The sequence below is a fragment of the Streptomyces sp. NPDC043854 genome, from assembly GCF_056436005.1.
The window spans coordinates 12,458-28,356 of sequence record NZ_JBWKDK010000073.1; the positions used below are offsets into that span (position 1 = coordinate 12,458).

Here is a 15,899-nt window from a genome sequence, read left to right on the forward strand (position 1 = left end):
AGTAGTCGGCCGGCGGGGGCGCCGGGTTCCCGCGGGATCGGGCGGGATCCGGTCAGCGGCGGCGCGCGGCGTTGCCCAGCGCGCAGGGTTGCCCAGCGCGCGGGGTTGCTCACCAGCCGAAGCGGCGGTCCACCACGGCGGAGAACTCCTCGAAGGTCAGGACACGGTCGCCGTTCTGGTCGGCCGCGTCGAAGAGGGCGGAGGAATCGGCGTCGTCGCCCACCCCCCAGAAGGGGATCACTCCCTGTGCGGCGAGGGTCGGGCCCTTGGCCCGGAGGGCCTCGATGACCTCGGCACGCGTCAGGGTGCCGTCCTGGTCGAGATCGAGCGCGTCGAAGAGCTTGCGAGCCTTTTCGCTCATCACCATGTCCTGCTTTCGTGGGGCTGTACGCGTCGTCGGGTCGGCCGGCGCGTCCTGTGCAGGGGGACGCAGGGGCGGAACGCCAGGTTGCGCCCCGCCCCGGCGGCGCGCACGCCGAAGGGGGCGTACCCGCCGATCCGGCAGGTACGCCCCCGTGTGGGGAGCGGGCGGGGGAGGACCCGCTCAGGCGTTGATCAGGACCGGCCCGCGGACTCCGGGGCCTTCTCGCCGGCCGCGGCACGCGCCGCGATCTGCGGGTTGCGGGACTTCAGCACCGCCCAGCCGATCGCCAGGCAGACCGCCCAGCCGGCACCCACGTACAGGGAGACACGGCTGTCGGGGTCGATGGCGATCATCACGGTGACCAGCAGCAGGAACGCGACGGCGATCCAGCTGCACACCGTGCCGCCGGGGGCCGGGAAGGAGGAGGCGGGCAGCTTGCCGGCGACCACGGCGCGCCGGTAGAGGATGTGGCTGATCAGGATCATCAGCCAGGTCCAGATACCGGCCGCGGTCGCGACCGACATGACGTACCCGAAGGCCTTCTCCGGAACGACGTAGTTGAGGACCACGCCGATGCCCATGAGGGCGGCGGAGAGGGTGATGGCGATCGCCGGGGTCTTGGTGGAGCTCAGCTTGCCGAGCAGCTTGGGGGCCTCGGCGTTGGCGGCCAGGTCGCGCAGCATGCGGCCGGTGGAGTACATGCCGGAGTTGCAGGACGACAGGGCCGCGGTGAGCACCACGAAGTTGACGATGGCCGCACCGGCCGGGATGCCGATCTTGGCGAAGGCCGCCACGAAGGGGCTGACGCCAGGCTCGAACTCGGTCCACTTGACGACCATCAGGATCACGCTGAGGGCACCGACGTAGAAGACGATGATGCGCCACGGCAGGGTGTTGATGGCCTTGGGGAGGGTCTTCTCCGGGTTCTCGGACTCGCCCGCGGTGACGCCGACGAGCTCGACGGCCAGGTACGCGAACATGACGCCCTGGAGGGTCATCAGGCTGGAGCCGATGCCCTTGGGGAAGATGCCGTCGAAGGCCCAGAGGTTCGACACGGCGGCGGTGTCACCGGCGGCGCTGAACCCGAAGGTCACGACACCGATACCGATCACGATCATGCCGATGAGGGCGGTGACCTTGACCATCGAGAACCAGAACTCGATCTCGCCGAAGATCTTCACCGAGATGAGGTTGGCGACGTACAGGACCACCAGGAACACCAGGGCCGTCACCCACTGGGGGATCGCCGGGAACCAGTAGTGCATGTAGATCGCCGCGGCGGTCAGCTCGGCCATGCCGGTGACCACCCACATGAGCCAGTACGTCCAACCGGTCACGAAACCGAAGAACGGACCGAGGAACTCGCGGGCGTACTCCGCGAAGGAACCCGAGACGGGCCGGTACAGGAGCAGCTCGCCGAGTGCCCGCATGATGAAGAAGACGATCACGCCGGCGAGGGCGTACATCAGGATGAGGCTGGGCCCGGCCTTCGCGATGTTCGCGCCCGCGCCCAGGAAGAGGCCGACGCCGATGGCGCCGCCGATCGCGATCATCTGGACCTGGCGGCTGCCGAGCCCGCGCTCGTAGCCCTCCTCGGGCGTGCTGCCCGCGGCCGTGCTGTCGCCGTTGTGCTGTTCGACCTGCGTCGAGGTCATGCTGTGGTGCGCCTTTCCGCTCCATGCCGATCCGCGCCGCGCTCGGCTGCGAATCGGGTTCCGATCCCCCGGATGCTGATGGAGTTGCTGCCGGCGGTGGCCGGCTCCAGCGCCCCTGCACGGACGAGGGTGGAGTCCGGCAGGCGGTCGTGAAGATGTACCACGGTCGGCCGCGCGGAACCGTGGCGTACATCACCGGCATAACGGTCATTCGCCTGTGACCAGGCCGAAAGCCCCACTCTCGGTGACTCGATCGTTATCCGGATCTGAGCCTCCGCTGAGCGAACGCCGATTGCCAACGAGGCAATGCGTGCCACCCCGGGTGCGCCCGTATCGCGCGGTGGGCACGCAGAGTGACTACTCCCGCCCGGCCCCCTCTCCTCGGAGGCCTTGGCGGGGCCTCGGCTGCTCCTCGGCTCTCCGCTGTCCGGTGGCCGGCCCGCGGGGCGCAACCGTGGAACCATGCGAACGCACCGGCGCCCGCCTGCAGTTGACAGGAACAGGAACACCGGTGAAGTACACAACCCGCACCCGTGCCGCCCGCGATGCCGTCGCCCTCGCGGCCGTCGGAACCGTCACCGTCGGTGTCGGCGCGACCAGGCCGGCGACGAGGCCGCCCGGCGCGGCAGCACGATCAGGGCCGCGGCGGGCACGGGACGGCCGCCCGCATCCTCCCGCCCCGCCGGCTCACATCCCCACCCGCTCGGTAACCGGTCGCAGCCGGGCCACGTTGTCCTCCAGGAGCCGGGTCGCGGCGGCGACCCCGATCCCGGCGTCGGCGGTCACCGGGGGCAGGCGGCCGTCGTCGCGCCGCAGGTCGCGCAGCGCCGAGTCCATCGCCTCGTGGGCGGCGAACAGGCACGGGGTGCTGTAGACGGCCACGTTCACGCCGAGGCCGGCCAGCTCGCCGAGCGAGAGCCGCGGGGACTTCCCTCCCGCGAGCTGGTTGAACAGCAGCGGCTTGGTGCCGACCACCTCCCGGATCCGCCGGATCCCCTCCACGCTGCGCACCCCGTCGACCAGGACGGCATCGGCACCGGTGGCCGCCAGGCGCTCGGCCCGGTGCAGGATCTCGGCCTCCTCGGTGGCGTCCGTACGGGCCACCACGACCATGTCCCGGCGGACGGCCAGGACCATCTCCAGCTTGTCGAGGTACTCCTGGAGGGGCAGCACCTGCTTGCCGTCGGCGTGCCCGCACCTGCGCGGGCGCCGCTGGTCCTCCAGGATGACCCCGGAGGCCCCGATCCGCTCCAGCCCCTCAACGACGTGGCAGGCCACCTCCGGGTCGGCGTAGCCGTCGTCGATGTCCACGAGCAGGTGGTGCCCGGGGAACGCGCCGCGCAGCCGCTGGACGAAGGCGAGCATGTCCGGCCAGGCGATGAACCCGATGTCCGGCAGCCCGTAGTAGGAGGCGGCGAAGCCGAAGCCGGAGACGAACATCCCGTCGTAGTGCCGGGCCGCGATGGATGCCGAGTACATGTCGTACACGCCGATCAGGGGGGTGGTTCCCGGCGCGGCGATCTGTTCCCGCAAATTGTTCCCGAAGGTCAACGCCTGACTCCTCGCCATGGTGAAGCAGCACACGGACGTGGCGGGACCGTCGCGGCACGACGGTCCTTTGCCGGAGCCCGATGCTTTCGCGGGAGAACCGGGAACTCCCGAGGCGAGCGCTTTGCTCACTCTCCAGGGGGAGTGATTTCACCTGATCTCTGCCAGGCTGCCCCGTCGGAGACGGCCACCACCACCAGTGACGACCACGGCCTGCGCTGGGGTCCCCCTCGTCCACGAGGGGAGGTTTCGATCGGCGCCACCGGTCCGGGGCAACGACCGGGGCCTTTCCAGTAGACGACCGGGCGACGCCGCGCGCGGCCCGAGTATCCGCCTCAGCGGTCGTCGCGCATGTCGTCCAGGTCTCCCTCGCTCAGCTCGTGCATGACGTCGCGCATCGTCGCGTCCTCCCGGCCGCGCTCGTGCGCGATCTCGTCGGGGCTGCGCGGCCGGCCGCCCGTCCTCAGCCGGTCCGGTTCCGGCGACCGCCCGCGGATCCGGCCCTTGTCCCGCCTGTCGCGGTCCTGCCTGTCGCTCTCGCCGCCCATGGTGTTCCACACTCCCAGGTCGTCCCCCCGTAGCCGATCGCCTCTGCTGCGTCACCGCGTGGGCACACCGGCCGACAGCGGGAATCGCCTCCCGCCGACCCGCGCCTAACCGCTCCGCCGCCCGCCAAACCGGCCACTGGCGGTTGCGTCGGAGCCCGACCGCGGCCGCCGTTTCCGGCGGGGCCCGGCGGGCAGACGCCGCGCACCCGAGGGGGAAAGCGGTGATCGACATGGCCAGACCGGTCTGGACCGGTGTACTGGGCTTCGGGCTCGTGAGCGTCCCCGTCGGCATGTACACCGCGAACTGGCCGAGGCCCTGGCCCGCACGGGCGAGGCCGCGTAGCGGCCGTTTCGGCGCCGTGGCTGTTTGCCGCAGGGCAGCAGGGGAAGGCGCGGCCACGAGGGCACCCGAGAGGGAGGAACCCATGTCCCAGAAGATCCGAGAGATCATGACAGAGCGTCCGGTCACCACCGCCGTACAGGTGTCGGTGGCCGAGGCCGCGCGTCGCATGCGCGATCAGGACATCGGCGACGTCCTCGTCGTCGACGACGGCCACCTGAAGGGCGTCGTCACCGACCGCGACCTCGTCGTCCGCGTCCTGGCCGAAGGCAGGGAACCGGAGAAGACGACCGTCGCCGAGGTGTGCAGCCGGGTACTCGTCACCGTCGGCCCGGACGACGACATCGACAAGGCACTCGACCTGATGCGCACCCACGCGCTGCGCAGGATCCCCGTCACCGAGAAGGAACGCCCGGTGGGCATCGTCTCCCTGGGCGACGTCGCCATGGACCGCGACGGCACCTCCGCCCTCGCGGACATCAGCGCGGCCCCGCCGAACTCCTGACACCCGATCCCGACCCGCCCCGCACGCCCGGCGCCGCCCCTCCCGGGACGGCGCCGACGCTCGTTCGGCGAGGGCCCGGTCAGTTCCCGTTCCGCAGATCGGCCAGCCGGCGCCGCGCCGCGGCCGCAGAGCGCCCCCGCGGCGCCCCCTGCCAGGGGTAGCGGTCCAGCAGCCGGTCGGTGTCGGCGAGGGTCCAGCGCCGGGCGGTCAGCTTCGGGTCGTCCAGCTCTTCCCAGTCCACCGGCGCGGCGACGGGCGCGCCGGGCCGGGCCCGGAGGGCGTACGGGGCGACGGCGGTCTGCCCGTACGCATTGCGCTGGACGTCGAGGTAGAGCCTTCCGCGCCGGTCCCGCTTGCGCGGCGCCGTGGTCAGCTCGTCGGAGTACCGGTCGGCCAGCAGCTCCGCGACCTCCCGCGCCAAGGCCCTGACCTCGTCGAACGGCTCCCGGCGGAGCAGCGGCACCACGACGTGGAGGCCGCGTGAGCCGGTGGTCATCGGCAGCGACGGCAACTCCAGCTCCTCCAGCAGCGCGTGCAGCCGCTCCGCCGCCCGGCGGACGGCGCCGAAGTCGTCCGCTCGACCGGGCGGATCGAGGTCGAAGACCAAGCGGTCCGGGTGGTCGGGGCGGTCGGCCCGGGAGAGCCAGCGGTGCGGGGTGACGCACGCCTGCCCGGCCAGGTACAGCAGCGAGGCCGTGTCCTCGCAGAGGGCGTAGGTGACGGTCCCGTCCGCCTTGGGCAGCTCGACCCGGGCCAGCCAGCCGGGGAAGTGGTCGGGGACGTCCTTCTGCATGAAACCGGAGTCGTCGATCCCGTCGGGGTGGCGTTCCAGCATGAGCGGGCGGCCGCGCAGGTGCGGCAGCATCCGCCCGGCCACCCGGTGGTAGTAGTCGACCAGATCGGCCTTGGTGAAGCCGTCCCCGGGGAAGAGCAGCTTGTCGGGCCGGGACACCTCGACCGTGTGCCCGCCGACCCGTACGTCCTTCGTCGCCGTCTCCTTCGTCGCCGGCTCCTTCATGAGCCGCTCCCGGGGCCGGCCTCCGCGGCGACCTGGCGGAGGGTGTGGCCGCTGTGCGCCGAGCGGGCGCGCCGCGGATCGGTCGTGCCGCCCGCGCGGGCGCGCCCGTCGGCGTGCTTGACGAGCAGCCAGGCCTCGCGCTCCCCGCCACGGCGGCCGCGGATACGGGTGAGCGAATACCCGCCGTGCAGCTTGCGCCCGTCCAGCCGGAACGAGGCGTGGCCGCCCTCCAGGGCCTCGCCGAACGGGACCTCCCGCCCGGCGCGGTCCGCGGTCAGGTTCCGGTAGGTGCCCTCGTCCCAGACGATGACGGTGCCCGCGCCGTACTCGCCGGGCGCGATCACGCCCTCGAAGTCGCGGTACTCCAGCGGATGGTCCTCGGTCGGCATCGCCAACCGCTTGTCGCGCGGATCGGCCGACGGCCCCTTCGGCACCGCCCAGGACTTCAGCACCCCGTCGACCTCCAGCCGGAAGTCGAAGTGCATGGCGGTCGCGTCGTGGATCTGCACCACGAACGAGGGCGAGCCGTCCTGGCCCGCGGTCGCACGTCCGCCCTTCGGCTCGTGCGTGCGGGAGAAGTCGCGGCGCCGCCGGTACTCGGCCAGCGCGCCGGCAGGATCGGGACTCACGGGCTCCTCCTCACACCATCGGCCCCAACGGCCCGGCGGCCGTCACAGGGCCAGGACGATGCCGTAGGCGAGGAAGAACAGGGCGACGACGAGGGCGAGCGCGACGATGATGGCGAGCGGGCCGCGTACCCAGCCCCGCTTCAGGGGGCGGTGCGGACCCGTACCGGTGCCGGTGCCCGCCTCGGCCGGCGGCGTCTCGCCCGGGGGCACACCGCCGCCCCGTGTCAGTCCCGCCGTCCGCCGCGGGTCGGGGTCCGGGTTGCTCGGGGGGTGGTTTCTGTTCATGCCCGGCGCCTCCCCCCGAACGGCTCGGGTATGCACCGCCGGCGGACACCGTTCGCCCGGGCCGTTCGTACGCTCAAGCCGGACCCCGCTCCTGCCGATGGCAGGAGGGGCACCCCGCCGGCCCCGCAGCCGACCCCAGGAGCCACCTGTGCCGGAACCCGCCCCCGGCCTCGACGCCTTCAACGCCGCACTGGACGGACCCATGTACGTGGTCACGGTCGCGTCGGGCGGCAAGCGGGCCGGGTGCCTGGTCGGGTTCGCCTCGCAGTGCTCGATCGATCCGCCCCGCTTCGTGGTCTGGCTGTCGAGCGCGAACCACACCCACCGGGTCGCGCGCGGTGCCCGGTACCTCACCGTGCACCTGCTGCGCCGCGACCAGCGCGCCCTGGCGGAGCTCTTCGGCGGCCGGACCGGAGACCGCGTGGACAAGTTCGCCCGCACCGGCTGGCGGCCCGGCCGCGACGGCAGCCCGGTGCTGTCGGACGTGGCCGACTGGTTCACCGGCCGGATCGAGGGCGTCGTCGCGGGCGGCGACCACGAGGGATTCCTGCTGTCCCCGGTCGAGCAGTCGCCGCCGGCCCCCGGCCCGGCCACCCCGCCGCTGCGGTACGCCGACGTACGTGGCCTGGAGCCCGGCCACCCGGTCTGAGCGGCCCCCACCCGTCGCAGCCGCCGGCGGCTGCGATCGCGGTTTCCCGGCATGACGGGCGGGCTACGGGGCAGGCGCCGACCGGTGGAGTTCCGGGCGACCGTCCCGGACCACCGGACGGAGGCACCCCATGGGGCACGGTGGAGACGTCGTCAAGGAACTCACTGCCGATCACGACGAGGTGAAGGACTACTTCGCACAACTGCGCACCACCACCGAGGGCGAACGGCGGCGGGAGGTCGCCGACCTGCTGACCATCGAACTCGTCCGCCACTCGGTCGCGGAGGAGCAGTACCTCTACCCGGCCGTCCGCGAGCACCTCGACGGCGGCGACCGGATCGCCGACAAGGAGATCGCCGACCACGCCCGGGCGGAGGAGATGCTCAAGGAGCTGGAGGAACTGGACCCGGCCGGTGCCGAGTTCGACCGGTGCGTGGGCGAACTGCGCACGGAGGTCCTCGCCCACATCAAGGACGAGGAGGAGAACCTCTTCCCGGCCCTGCGGCACAACTGCCCGCAGCATGATCTGGACGGGCTCGGCGACAGCATCCGGCGTGCGAAGAAGCTCGCACCGACCCGCCCGCACCCGGGCAGCCCCTCCACCCCGCCCGCCAACAAGCTGCTCGCCCCGGGCCTCGGCCTGGTCGACCGGGCACGGGACCTCGTCACCGGCCGCGGCAAGGCGGCCTGAACACACACCACGGTACGAAAGGTGAGAACCATGCCCCGCGGCTCTTCCCCGAAGCGGGAACGACAGTACGAACACATCAAGGAGTCCGCGCTGGACCGCGGCGAGTCCGAGAAGCGGGCCAAGGAGATCGCAGCCCGGACCGTGAACAAGGAACGGGCCCGCTCCGGCGAGTCGAAGACCGCCAGCCGCTCCTCCATCCAGGACATGTCCTCCTCCAAGCGCGGCGGACAGCGGTCGCACAGCGGCTCCGAAGGGCCGACGAAGGAGCAGCTGTACAACGAGGCGAAGAAGCGGAACATCAAGGGCCGCTCCCAGATGGACAAGGCCGAACTGAAGCAGGCCCTGGGCCGTTGACCCGGGCCTGCCGGCCCGTGTCCCGTGTCCCGTGTCAGCGCGAGAGCTCGCGGTTCCCTTCCCCGCCCTTCCGGGGGCGCAGCGGTGCCCCGGCACGCAGGCGGTCCGGGGCGCAGCGGTGCCCCGGAAAGCAGGCGGGCGCGAACGGGCAGGCGTGTGGATCACTGGATAGACTTTCGGGTATGCAGGAGCGGCCTGTCGCGTCGATCGCGCGTCCGAGCCGGCACCACCGCGCCCGGGCGGACGGCGCCGCCGGCCCGGCCGGTGAGGGGGTGCCCGAGCCATGGGCACGGCATCGCACCTGAGCGTGTACGCGGGCGGCCGCGGCTCCGGCCTGATCGGCAAGCAGATCGCGGGATACCGGGTGGAGCGCATGCTCGGCCGCGGCGGGATGGCCGTGGTCTACTGCGCGAAGGACCTGCGGCTGGACCGTACGGTCGCGCTCAAGCTGATCGCCCCGGAGCGCGCCCGCGACGACACCTTCCGGCGCCGTTTCACCCACGAGTCGCGGGTGGCCGCGTCCATCGACCACCCGCACATCGTGCCGATCTACGAAGCCGGCGAGACCGAGGGCGTCCTCTACATCGCCATGCGGTACGTCTCCGGCCTGGACATGCGGGCCCTGCTGGACCGGGAGGGCCCGCTCCCCGTCGCGACCGCCCTGCGCATCGCCGGCCAGGTGGCCTCCGCACTCGACGCCGCCCACGAGCACGATCTGGTCCACCGGGACGTCAAACCCGGCAACATCCTGGTCGCCGCGGGCACCGACAGCGACCACCCCGAGCACGTCTACCTCACGGACTTCGGGCTGACGAAGAAGTCGCTGTCGCTCACCGGTTTCACCACCGCCGGCGAGTTCGTCGGAACCCTCGACTACATGGCGCCCGAGCAGATTTCCGGCCGGCCGGTGGACGGCAGGTGCGACCTCTACAGCCTCGCCTGCGTGGTCTACGAGTCCCTTGCGGGCGGGCCGCCCTTCGAGCGGGAGGAGGACGCGGCGCTGCTGTGGGCCCACCAGTACGATCCGCCGCCTCCCGTGACCGAGAAGCGGCCGGACATCGCGCCCGCCGCCGACGAGGTCCTGGCCAAGGCCCTGGCGAAGGTGCCCGAGGACCGCTACGACTCCTGCCTGGAATTCGTGGCCGCCCTGCGCGCCGCCACCGGGACCGCCGCCCGGCGCTCGGATCCCGGGTCCCGGGCGGATCAGCGGTCTCCCGGGACAACGCCGGACGCCGAGCCGCCGCCGGAGCCTCCGGCCTGGGCGGCCCCGGTCTTCCGCAGCCCGTCCGGCGGGCCGCCGGGGACGTAGGGCGTCGGGCCTTCCGCGTGCGGCGGGGTCACAGCCCCATGGAGACGGCCAGGCGGGTCATCTCCGCCGTGGTGTTGATGCCCAGCTTGGCGCGGATCCGGCGCAGGTAGGCGTCGACCGTGTGCTTGGAGAGCCCCATGTTGCGGGCGGTCTGCAGATAGGTGCAGCCGGCGGCGATGTGGCGCAGCGCCTCCTGCTCACGCGGGGCCAGGGCGGAGGCGGTGGCCTCGGCGGTCGGGGCGGTCACGGCGGTCGGGGCGGTCAGGGTGAGGCTCATGGGATTTCCTCCGACGAATCGGTTCGGTCATCACTGCTCACACCCTCGGAAGCAGGGGATCTATACCTGAATGTCGGTATTTGTCCCTGCTCAAAAGACTGGCTGCGCGACGTCATGGCGGTGTCCGTCGACTGTCACAGGCGTGTCACAGGGCCCGCCCGTCCCGTTTCAGGCAGGGCTGCGCGGTGCATGGCAACACGGTGTGCGGCGCCCTCAGAAGCCGACGAGGGACTGCTCGGCCCAGATGGTCTTGCCGATGGGGGCGGGCCGGGTGCCCCAGCGCTGGGCGAGCTGGGCGACCAGCAGCAGGCCCCGCCCTCCCTCGTCGAAGGTCCGGGCCCGCCGCATGTGCGGGGCGGTGCTGCTCGAGTCGGAGACTTCGCAGATCAGCGTGCTGTTCTGGTGGATCAGCCGCAGCTGGATGGGCGGCTGGCCGTAGCGGATCGCGTTGGTGACCAGTTCGCTGACCAGCAGCTCGGTGACGAACGAGGCTTCCTCCAGCCCCCAGGCCGTCAGCTGGTCCGTGGTGTACCGGCGGGCCTGGCTGACGACGGACGGGTCGGAGGTCAGGTCCCAGACGACGACCTGGTCGGCGTGCAGGGCCCGGGTCCGGGCGACGAGCAGGGCGACGTCGTCATCGGGAGGGTGGGTCAGCAGGGCGGTCAGTACGCGGTCGCAGACCGTGTCCAGCGTGGAGGCCGGCCGGTAGAGGGCGGCGAGCATGCTGTCCAGGGCGTCGTCGATGTCGCGGTCGCGGGTCTGGAGCAGCCCGTCCGTGTACAGGGCGATGATGCTGCCCTCGGGGAGTTCCGCCTCGGCGGTCTCGAAGGGCAGGCCCCCCAGCCCCAGCGGCGGACCGGCCGGGACGTCGATCAGGTACACGGAGCCCTCCGGGGAGACCACGGCAGGCGGGGGGTGGCCGGCCCGCGCGAGGGTGCAGCGGCGGGTCACCGGGTCGTACACCACGTAGAGGCAGGTGGTGCCGATGCCCCCGGCGGCCTCCCCGCCGGGGTCTTGGTCGCCCTCGTCCGCGGACAGGTGGATGATCAGGTCGTCGAGGTGGGTGAGCAGCTCGTCGGGCGGCAGGTCGACGTCGGCCAGGGTGCGTACGGCGGTGCGCAGCCGGCCCATGGTGGCGGCCGCCCGCATGCCGTGGCCGACGACATCGCCCACGACCAGGGCCACCCGCGCGCCGGAGAGCGGGATCACGTCGAACCAGTCGCCGCCCACGCCGGCCTCGATGCCGGCGGGCAGGTACCGGGAGGCGATCTCGAGCGCCGCCTGCTCGGGCAGCGTGTGCGGGAGCAGGCTGCGCTGGAGGGTCATGGTGGTGGTGTGCTCGCGGGGGTGCCGGCCCGCGCCGTGGATGCCGGCGGCCGCCCGCTGCCCGAGCTCCTCGGCCAGCCACAGGTCCTCCGGCTGGAACGGCTCCCGGTGCAGCTGGCGGCCGAAGAGGGCCACCCCGAGCGTGGTGTCGCCGGCCCGCATCGGCACCACCATCATCGAGTGGGTCCCGTACTCGCCGATCCAGGCGGCCCCGGCGTCCTGCTCCGCCCACCGGGCGACGGCCGGGTCGCCTGCCCCGTACACGGCGCCGCGGCCCGCGGCCAGGCACTCGGCGGGGGGCGACAGCGGCGGGTAGACGGTCGTCTCCCCGACCGCGACCCGGGACTCCGGGCCCCCTTCGAGCACCGACCGCACGGCGGTACGGGAGACGGTGACCGGCCCCGCCCCCGGGCCGGGGGACGGTTCGTCGCCGCGTGGGAGGGGTTCGAGGAGGTCGACGACGGCGAAGTCGGCGAGCCGCGGGACGGCGACGTCGACCAGCTCCTGCGCGGTGCGGGCGCTGTCCAGGGCCGTGCCGATGTGGGCGGCGATGTCACCCGGCAGGTGCATGTGCGCCCGGACGCCCTCCCCGTTTCCGGTCCGGTCGTGTGCGGCCAGGCAGACGGCGCGCACCCGGCCGTCCGGGTCGCGCAACGGGGCCAGCGAGGCCGCCCAGCCGTGCTCCGATCCCGCGGCCGTGGGGCGGATGAAGGCGTCCACGTACTGCGGTTCCCCCGTCTCCAGGACCAGGCGCATCCGCCGCTCGGTCTCGTCGCTCACGGGGTCCGGGGCGATCTCGGGCAGCCGCAGGCCGCGCATCTCGGCCTCGGTGAGGGACAGGGCGCGCTCCATGCCGTTGTTCGCCCGCACCAGCCGCAGCTCCGCGTCGAAGATCGCCAGGAAGCAGGGGGACTGGGTGAACGCCCACTCCTTCAGCTCCTTCAGCGGTTCGCCCGCGGGCGTGGCGGGCTCGCCCGGCACGGCGCAGACCACGAACCACTTGGCGGTCCCGCCGCTGGACGTCCAGCGGTGCGCGAGCAGCCCCGGTTCCAGCCGGTGGCCGTCCCGGTGCCGCAGCCCGACCGTGCCGCTCCACCGTTCCTGGCCGGGCGTGATCCGCCGCGCCGTGTCGGCGGCGGCTTCGGCGAGCAGCCGGTCGGCGGGCAGTCCCACGACCTCGGAGGACACGTAGCCGAGCAGTCGGGTGGCACCCTCGCTCCACTCGGTCACGATGCCCTGCTCGCTGATGGTGGCCGTGGCCGTGTACGCCCGCTGAGGGGAGGCGTCCGTCTCCTCCGGCCGCTCACCAGGAGAGGTGGGAAGGTGCTCCATCGCCGCTCACTCGCCCTCGCTCGTTCCGTTGCCGCTGTCCCACGGGAAACTGCACGGCCAGAGGCCCCACTGACAAGCATGATCCAGCGGGGCAGGGAGCACCAACGCAGTACGGTCCGTACTGATCCGAGGGCCGTGGCCGCGGCAGCGCGCGGACCAGGGCGAGGACCGCGTCCCCGCCTGCCACACCATCGCGCGGCGCCCTCCGCCCGGGGCCGGCGGCCGGTTCCGGTGCGAGGGCTGCCGCGACGTGGCCGGGGGTGTCGCTGCTGGAGATGTGCACGGCGGGTACGGGACTGCCGCCGCGGCCTGTGCGAAGACGACCGGATTCGGGGGCGGCGGCCCCCGCGTGCCCGGCGGCCACGGCGGCGGCACGGCTGGACTCGGACCGCCGGTCGTCGCCCGGAACACGACGGTCGATGGCCCGCCCGCTTCCGGCGTCCGGCGGTTCCGCCCCACCCCCGTAAGGGCGGGACCGCCGGACGCGGCCCGCGGGCCGGGGCTGCGGACACGGGCCGGAACCCTCCGTCCGGTGCGTGCCCGGTCGCCCCCGGAAACGATCCTGCAACCGAGGCCCCGGAACGGCCCAACCCTTTCGGCCACCGCCGAAGTGCCTGACGCAAAGGCCTCTTGGGACGGGCCGGGGGAGCGGGGAGGATGTCAGCCCCGACCCTCCCAGGAGCCGGCCAGGAGGTCGTCCCGTGCTGCGCATCGTCTTCACGCCCGAGGACCTCGCCAGGACCCGTATCGCGTCGACCTGGGGTCCGCTCGGCGAGACACTGCTCTCCCTGACGACCTTGCAGCAGACGCAGGAGCGGGCGCTGTTCGACGCCTGGCGGCGGAAGGTCGACGCGACGTCGGCCGCCCGTACGCACCCCGCCTCCGCCCTCTTCCACGAGGCCTACCTGGACCTGTTCACCGTCACCGGGGCGAAGGCCACCCTCGAGGAGGGCCTCGAGGCCCTGCGCGCGGCGCGGGCGGAGCACGTCCACAGCGAACTCGTCGGAGCCGTCGGCGTCCGTGCCCGCTACACACGCTGCACCGGCCCCTGGCAGGGCACCGCGTGGGGGGACATCGCGTACGACCGCGAGGACCGGGAGGAACTGCTCACCTACCTCCAGGACGCCCACCGCTCCGCCGTGGCCCCGTACTGGCCGCGGATCCTGTCCCGGTTGCAGGCAGAGCAGGCCGCCCACGCCCGCGTCCTCGCCGAGCACGGGGTCGAGGCGATGCTCGCCGGACTACCGCCCGGGTTCCGCTGGCGGTCCCCGGTCCTGGAGGTCGGCCGGGGAGCGCTCACCGGCACCGTCGAACTACGCGGCCGGGGCCTGCTGCTGGTCCCCTCGGCCTTCGGCCGGACCGGACCCGCCACCTACACCAGCGAGGTCGACGGGCAGGCTCCCACCGTGCTGTTCGTGCCCGTCATCCGCAGCGTCGCCGACGCCGCCGCGCTGCTGACCACGCCCGAGTACGGGCTGGACAAGGCCCTCACCGCCCTCCTGGGCCGCACCCGCGCCCACACCCTGGACGCGATCGGCCGGGGGCCCTGCACCACGGGGCAGCTGGCCGAGCGGATCTCGGCGTCCCTGCCCACCGCGAGCGAGCAGGCCACCGTGCTCCGCCAGGCCGGCCTCATCACCACCACCCGTCACGGCAGCGCGGTCATGCACGCGCTGACCCCGTTGGGCAGCGCGCTGCTCAACGGGCACCACTTCCGGGCCGCGCCCGTCGGGGCCACCGCCTCGGGGCCGTGACGGCCGGCGCGAGCCGCAGACAACACCGCGGACGCCGGAGAGGCCACTGCCTTTCCGGCGTCCGCGGGTGTTCGCATGGCCTCAGCCGTCGGTGTCCGCGGCGGTCGCGTCACCGCTGATCGCCGTCGCAGCGCCGTTGTTGGTGGCGTCGGCGCTGGCGTTGCCGGACGTCGCGTTGCCCGTGGCGATCGTGCACTCGCCGATGCAGATGCCGACGCCGGTGTTGGCGTCGCCGGAAATGGCGGTACCGCCGAGCGTGTTGTTCTCGGCCGTGGCGTCGCCGCTGATGGCGGTGGCGCCGTCGCCGTCGCGGCCGTCGAAGCCGCTCGTGGCCCGCGCGCCGTCCTGGACCGCGGTCATCGCGAGTCTCAGAACGTCGTCGCTGACCGCGGTGTTGACGCTGTCGGTGCACAGGCCGGTGCACAGGGTGGAGGCGCCGTCGCCGATGGCGGTGTTGGTGCTGCCGCCGCAGAGGCCCGTGCACTCGTTGTACGCGCCGACCCCCACGGAGGTGCTGCTGCTGCCCTTGCACAGCCCCGTGCACGCGCCCGAGGAGCCGTCGCCCACGGCCGTGTTGGTGCTCTCGTTGCAGAGGCCCTCGCACGAGACGGAGGCACCGGCGCCTGCGGCGAAGTTGGTGCTGCCGTGGCAGAGGCCGGTACAGCCGACGGAGGCGAGGGAGGTGCTGTAGTACGGGGCTGCCGGTGCGGCCATCGCGGTCGTCGGCAGCACCACGCCGCCGGTCAGCGCCACGGAAGCCGCGGCCAGCAGGACACGACGGGTCCAGGAACGCGCGTTCATCGGAAATTCTCCGGGATTCTTGTGCGAAGTCTTCGCCTGCGGCCAAGAGGGTGGGCGCTGGGGCTGTGGTCGGATGCGTTCGGTGTTGTCGCAGACGTCGGGGAGATCCCCCGGGGCTTTTGCGAGGGTGACGTTAGCGTGTGGATCATGCCGCGAGCAGGATCTCGCGCGGTGCGGCGTGTTCTCTCCTTCTCCGGCGTATACGCCCAGGCGCCGGGTTCGCCGCCGCGGGCCCGCCGCCGCATGGCGGCAGCCATTTACCAAAATGGGCCATCGCCGTCAAGTCGCGTATTCAAGTGGCGTGACGCGTCTTCGCTCGCAGGGTTTATTGGAAGCACGCCCCACCGGGAAACCCCGGAGGAAACGGGGCCGGTGGAAAACTCCGGCCCATCATGCGGGGCGGTTCATGAAAACCCTTCCCATACCGAGTGGAGAATTCCGATGTTCGAGCGTTTTTGGACCCGTCGTATTGTTCTGGCCGGTGCCTCCGCGGCTCTGGTGGGTGGCGGTATCG

Annotated in this window: 16 protein-coding genes; 6 read left to right on the plus strand and 10 right to left on the minus strand. The window is 72.7% G+C overall.

Features of this window, described 5'->3' with window-relative positions; genetic code table 11:
• Positions 1–109: 109 nt before the first annotated feature.
• From AC068A_RS34330 to AC068A_RS34345, 4 genes are all read right to left on the minus strand, one after another.
• Positions 110–361, minus strand: coding sequence for an EF-hand domain-containing protein (locus tag AC068A_RS34330; protein ID WP_478590205.1), 252 nt, complete (start codon positions 359–361; stop codon positions 110–112).
• Between the two features lie 194 nt (positions 362–555).
• The gene (locus tag AC068A_RS34335) at positions 556–2,019 is read right to left on the minus strand and encodes an amino acid permease (protein WP_478590206.1); all 1,464 of its coding nucleotides are present in this window, start codon (positions 2,017–2,019) and stop codon (positions 556–558) included.
• Between the two features lie 687 nt (positions 2,020–2,706).
• Positions 2,707–3,570, minus strand: coding sequence for an isocitrate lyase/PEP mutase family protein (locus tag AC068A_RS34340; RefSeq protein WP_478590207.1), 864 nt, complete (start codon positions 3,568–3,570; stop codon positions 2,707–2,709).
• Between the two features lie 332 nt (positions 3,571–3,902).
• Positions 3,903–4,115 carry a hypothetical protein gene (locus AC068A_RS34345; RefSeq protein WP_478590208.1) on the minus strand — a complete coding sequence of 71 codons (213 nt, stop codon included), beginning with the start codon at positions 4,113–4,115 and terminating at the stop codon, positions 3,903–3,905.
• 425 nt (positions 4,116–4,540) lie between these two features.
• On the opposite strand from AC068A_RS34345, the gene AC068A_RS34350 reads away from it, so the two are divergent.
• Complete coding sequence (locus AC068A_RS34350; RefSeq protein ID WP_478590209.1) at positions 4,541–4,960, plus strand: CBS domain-containing protein; 420 nt, start codon at positions 4,541–4,543, stop codon at positions 4,958–4,960.
• 79 nt (positions 4,961–5,039) lie between these two features.
• On the opposite strand, the gene ligD is transcribed toward AC068A_RS34350, so the two are convergent.
• Genes ligD through AC068A_RS34365 form a run of 3 tightly spaced genes read right to left on the minus strand, consistent with a single transcriptional unit; the run spans position 5,040 to position 6,892 of the window.
• The gene (gene ligD / locus AC068A_RS34355) at positions 5,040–5,978 is read right to left on the minus strand and encodes a non-homologous end-joining DNA ligase (protein WP_478590210.1); all 939 of its coding nucleotides are present in this window, start codon (positions 5,976–5,978) and stop codon (positions 5,040–5,042) included.
• Positions 5,975–6,607 carry a DNA polymerase ligase N-terminal domain-containing protein gene (locus AC068A_RS34360; RefSeq protein ID WP_478590211.1) on the minus strand — a complete coding sequence of 211 codons (633 nt, stop codon included), beginning with the start codon at positions 6,605–6,607 and terminating at the stop codon, positions 5,975–5,977. The genes ligD and AC068A_RS34360 overlap by 4 nt, the downstream gene beginning before the upstream one ends.
• A gap of 42 nt (positions 6,608–6,649) precedes the next feature.
• Positions 6,650–6,892 (minus strand): DUF6480 family protein, encoded by a 243-nt coding sequence (locus AC068A_RS34365; protein ID WP_478590212.1) that lies wholly within the window; start codon positions 6,890–6,892, stop codon positions 6,650–6,652.
• Between the two features lie 202 nt (positions 6,893–7,094).
• Here AC068A_RS34365 and AC068A_RS34370 point away from each other — a divergent pair, with 202 nt between their 5' ends.
• The 4 genes from AC068A_RS34370 to AC068A_RS34385 all read left to right on the plus strand — a co-directional run bounded on the left by AC068A_RS34370 (position 7,095) and on the right by AC068A_RS34385 (position 9,895).
• Entirely contained in the window at positions 7,095–7,541 is a 447-nt protein-coding gene (locus tag AC068A_RS34370; protein ID WP_478590220.1) for a flavin reductase family protein, read from the plus strand.
• Between the two features lie 130 nt (positions 7,542–7,671).
• Positions 7,672–8,232 (plus strand): hemerythrin domain-containing protein, encoded by a 561-nt coding sequence (locus tag AC068A_RS34375; protein WP_478590213.1) that lies wholly within the window; start codon positions 7,672–7,674, stop codon positions 8,230–8,232.
• A 30-nt stretch (positions 8,233–8,262) separates the two neighbouring features.
• Entirely contained in the window at positions 8,263–8,586 is a 324-nt protein-coding gene (locus AC068A_RS34380) for a plasmid stabilization protein (protein WP_478590214.1), read from the plus strand.
• 283 nt (positions 8,587–8,869) lie between these two features.
• On the plus strand, positions 8,870–9,895 hold the full coding sequence (locus AC068A_RS34385; RefSeq protein WP_478590215.1) for a serine/threonine-protein kinase: 1,026 nt from the start codon (positions 8,870–8,872) through the stop codon (positions 9,893–9,895).
• 28 nt (positions 9,896–9,923) lie between these two features.
• Here the strand turns inward: AC068A_RS34385 and AC068A_RS34390 are convergent, their stop codons facing one another.
• Both AC068A_RS34390 and AC068A_RS34395 read right to left on the minus strand, forming a co-directional pair.
• Positions 9,924–10,172, minus strand: a complete 249-nt coding sequence (locus AC068A_RS34390; protein WP_478590216.1) for a response regulator transcription factor — start codon at positions 10,170–10,172, stop codon at positions 9,924–9,926.
• Positions 10,173–10,385: 213 nt separating this feature from the next.
• Positions 10,386–12,830: a SpoIIE family protein phosphatase gene (locus tag AC068A_RS34395; RefSeq protein WP_478590217.1), complete on the minus strand. Its 2,445-nt coding sequence runs from the start codon at positions 12,828–12,830 to the stop codon at positions 10,386–10,388.
• Positions 12,831–13,531: 701 nt separating this feature from the next.
• On the opposite strand from AC068A_RS34395, the gene AC068A_RS34400 reads away from it, so the two are divergent.
• The gene (locus AC068A_RS34400; RefSeq protein WP_478590218.1) at positions 13,532–14,584 is read left to right on the plus strand and encodes an ArsR/SmtB family transcription factor; all 1,053 of its coding nucleotides are present in this window, start codon (positions 13,532–13,534) and stop codon (positions 14,582–14,584) included.
• 81 nt (positions 14,585–14,665) lie between these two features.
• On the opposite strand, the gene AC068A_RS34405 is transcribed toward AC068A_RS34400, so the two are convergent.
• Positions 14,666–15,385 carry a hypothetical protein gene (locus AC068A_RS34405; protein WP_478590219.1) on the minus strand — a complete coding sequence of 240 codons (720 nt, stop codon included), beginning with the start codon at positions 15,383–15,385 and terminating at the stop codon, positions 14,666–14,668.
• Between the last annotated feature and the right edge of the window lie 514 nt (positions 15,386–15,899).

Coding starts and splice junctions, on each gene's coding strand:
- AC068A_RS34330 (WP_478590205.1), bottom strand. CDS start 361: ATGAGCGAAAAGGCTCGCAAGCTCTTCGACGCGCTCGATCTCGACCAG.
- AC068A_RS34335 (WP_478590206.1), bottom strand. CDS start 2,019: ATGACCTCGACGCAGGTCGAACAGCACAACGGCGACAGCACGGCCGCG.
- AC068A_RS34345 (WP_478590208.1), bottom strand. CDS start 4,115: ATGGGCGGCGAGAGCGACAGGCAGGACCGCGACAGGCGGGACAAGGGC.
- AC068A_RS34350 (WP_478590209.1), top strand. CDS start 4,541: ATGTCCCAGAAGATCCGAGAGATCATGACAGAGCGTCCGGTCACCACC.
- ligD (WP_478590210.1), bottom strand. CDS start 5,978: ATGAAGGAGCCGGCGACGAAGGAGACGGCGACGAAGGACGTACGGGTC.
- AC068A_RS34365 (WP_478590212.1), bottom strand. CDS start 6,892: ATGAACAGAAACCACCCCCCGAGCAACCCGGACCCCGACCCGCGGCGG.
- AC068A_RS34370 (WP_478590220.1), top strand. CDS start 7,095: ATGTACGTGGTCACGGTCGCGTCGGGCGGCAAGCGGGCCGGGTGCCTG.
- AC068A_RS34375 (WP_478590213.1), top strand. CDS start 7,672: ATGGGGCACGGTGGAGACGTCGTCAAGGAACTCACTGCCGATCACGAC.
- AC068A_RS34380 (WP_478590214.1), top strand. CDS start 8,263: ATGCCCCGCGGCTCTTCCCCGAAGCGGGAACGACAGTACGAACACATC.
- AC068A_RS34385 (WP_478590215.1), top strand. CDS start 8,870: ATGGGCACGGCATCGCACCTGAGCGTGTACGCGGGCGGCCGCGGCTCC.
- AC068A_RS34390 (WP_478590216.1), bottom strand. CDS start 10,172: ATGAGCCTCACCCTGACCGCCCCGACCGCCGTGACCGCCCCGACCGCC.
- AC068A_RS34395 (WP_478590217.1), bottom strand. CDS start 12,830: ATGGAGCACCTTCCCACCTCTCCTGGTGAGCGGCCGGAGGAGACGGAC.
- AC068A_RS34405 (WP_478590219.1), bottom strand. CDS start 15,385: ATGAACGCGCGTTCCTGGACCCGTCGTGTCCTGCTGGCCGCGGCTTCC.